General features: G+C 56.3%; 3 protein-coding genes. All 3 read right to left on the bottom strand.

The window, feature by feature from the left end; all coding sequences use genetic code 11:
* Window positions 1-30 precede the first annotated feature (30 nt).
* A complete protein-coding gene (gene tnpC, locus KDX37_RS28975) occupies window positions 31-1,641 on the bottom strand; it encodes an IS66 family transposase (RefSeq protein ID WP_231656604.1) in 1,611 nt (536 codons plus the stop codon).
* Window positions 1,642-1,702: 61 nt separating this feature from the next.
* On the bottom strand, window positions 1,703-2,038 hold the full coding sequence (gene tnpB / locus KDX37_RS28970; protein WP_231656603.1) for an IS66 family insertion sequence element accessory protein TnpB: 336 nt from the start codon (window positions 2,036-2,038) through the stop codon (window positions 1,703-1,705).
* A complete protein-coding gene (tnpA, locus tag KDX37_RS28965) occupies window positions 2,035-2,367 on the bottom strand; it encodes an IS66-like element accessory protein TnpA (protein WP_231656602.1) in 333 nt (110 codons plus the stop codon). The genes tnpB and tnpA overlap by 4 nt, the downstream gene beginning before the upstream one ends.
* Window positions 2,368-2,410 lie beyond the last annotated feature (43 nt).

The raw sequence follows: 2,410 nt of genomic DNA, 5'->3' as shown, positions 1-2,410 counted from the left end.
GTAAGCGTCCGGGCATCACGCCTTGCGTGATTAAATCGGTCGCCACTTATGCGGCAGCAACTGGTCGATTTCACTCGCCCGCTGAGTCGGCAGCCGCGTAAGAACATCCTTCAGATACGCATACGGATCATGGCCATTCAGGCGCGCAGACTGGATCAAACTCATGATCGCTGCCGCCCGTTTGCCGCTGCGTAACGATCCTGCAAAGAGCCAGTTCTTACGTCCAAGAGCCCATGGTCGGATCTGGTTCTCTGCCCAGTTGTTGTCTATGGGTACAGCCCCGTCATCGAGGTAGCGCGACAGCGCTGCCCAGCGTTTCAGGCTGTAATCGAGTGCTCTGCTGATGGCTGATCCTTCGGGTACCAGATCGCGCTGGGCGATCATCCAGGCATGTAGCATGTTCATTATCGGGACGGCCTTTTCTTGCCGTATTCGGCGCCGTAAATCTGGTTCCAGATCGCGGACTTCGCTTTCGATTTCGTACAGCAACTGGATATAACGCAGGGCTTGCTCCGCAAGCGTGCTTTTATTCGTGGAGTGCAACTCAAAGAACTTACGCCGCGCATGGGCCATGCAGCCGATCTCGGTCACGCCGAGTTCGAAACTGGCTTTGTAACCGCCAAAATCATCACAGACCAACTTGCCCTTCCAGTTTTGAAGGAAGTTGCGAGCATGCTCTCCGGCGCGGCTAGGGCTGAAGTCGTAAACCACCGCTGCCACGTCCGAGAACTGGCTGGTGGCATAGACCCAAACATAAGAACGGTGGGTTTTCTTCGTTCCCGGCATGAGCATTTGCACAGGTGTCTCATCGGCATGAATAACCTGCTGCCCGAGCACCACGTCGCGCAGAGCATCAACCAGCGGCTGCAACTGAACCCCAGTCACACCCACCCATTGAGCCAGGGTTGAGCGTGGGATCGCCAAGCCCGCTCGACCGAAGATCGATTCCTGACGGTAAAGCGGCAGGTGGTCGGCAAACTTGGCGATCATGACGTGGGCGAGCAGCCCAGCGGTCGGGATGCCCTTGTCGATGGCCTGTGCCGGAACCGGAGCTTGGATCAATGTTTCGCAGTCATCGCAGACCCATTTGCCACGGACATGGCGCTCAACAGTAAACACGCCAGGCGCGTAATCAAGCTTCTCGCTGACGTCCTCGCCGATGCGCTTGAGTACGCAGCCGCATGGGCAGTGAGTGTTGTCCGGTTCGTGATGGATCAATGTGCGTGGAAACTCTGCCGGCAATGCCGTGCGCTTGGGCTTTTGCTTTTTATCGGTCGCCGTTGGTGCTGCTTGCAAGGCTTGAAGCTCTGCTTCAATTGCCGCGATATCGGTATCGATCAGGTCATCGAGCAGACTGGCCTGCTCAGGGTTCATCTGCTCGCTGCGCTTGGCAAACTTCAATCGTTTGAGCTGTGCGATCTCGAAAGTCAGTTTCTCGATCAGCGTTTGGTCGCGGTTGATCTTCTTGCCCATGGTCTCAACGGTCTTACCCATCGTCTCAACTTGTTGGTCGAGCGTTTCTACCGTCTTGCCCAGCGTGTCGACCTGGTGGTCGAGCGTCTCGACACGCTGTATCAACTGCGCCGCCAAGGCGCGCAGTTGTTCAGGGGTCAGGTGAGCGAGATCGGAAAGCGAAGTCATGACGCCGATTTTGCCAGAGCAGGCAATTTGCGGCGATAGATCGATAGGCTAATGGCAGTCGTTAAAGCAGTGTGATCGAGCCTCCAGAACCTGCGCGTTGCCATGGCAGACCCAGCACCAATGCCTGAAGTTGCTCAGTATCCAGCTCCATCTCAGAACCGTAGCGAGTACCAGGCCAGTGGAACTTGCCTTGGTTTAATCGGCGCGCCGCCAGCCATATTCCGAAGCCGTCATGCACCAGCACTTTCATGCGATTGGCGCGGCGGTTGGCGAACAGATAAGCCCAGTGCGGCTGCGCCGCACCGAACACCGCAATTACCTTGGCCAAGGCTGTTTCAGTGCCTGCGCGCATGTCCATCGGTTCGGTGGCGAGCCAGATGGCGTCGATGCGAATCATCGCAAAAGGTCTCGAAGAAAGGTCGCGCAGGCAGCAGCATTTTCAGTGGGCCAGTTCACTTTGACGGTGCCTCGCGGGTGCTGTATTTCAACGCAAATGTTCGATGATGACGGGTGGGATTTTGCCCCAGCCAGCGAGACGGGTAATGAAATAAATGCAGGTTGCAGCGCTGTGCTTTTCTGCGATTGCAGCCGAATCCATTTGTGGACGAGGTTTGCGTTGAGGCTATGGTTGAGTGCGATGCTGGCAATCGAAGCACCGGGCTGGGCACACTCTTGAATGACTTGGGCTTTGAAGGACTTGGAGTAGGAACGGCGCGTTGGCTGCATGAAATACCCGCTTAAAAGGCTAGAGCTGGTGCCCACTTAAATT

Source organism: Pseudomonas californiensis, assembly GCF_021147775.1.
GTDB classification, from domain to species: domain Bacteria; phylum Pseudomonadota; class Gammaproteobacteria; order Pseudomonadales; family Pseudomonadaceae; genus Aquipseudomonas; species Aquipseudomonas californiensis.
The sequence above is the reverse complement of the archived record's forward strand: the minus strand, read 5'-3'. Positions and strand labels throughout refer to the sequence as shown.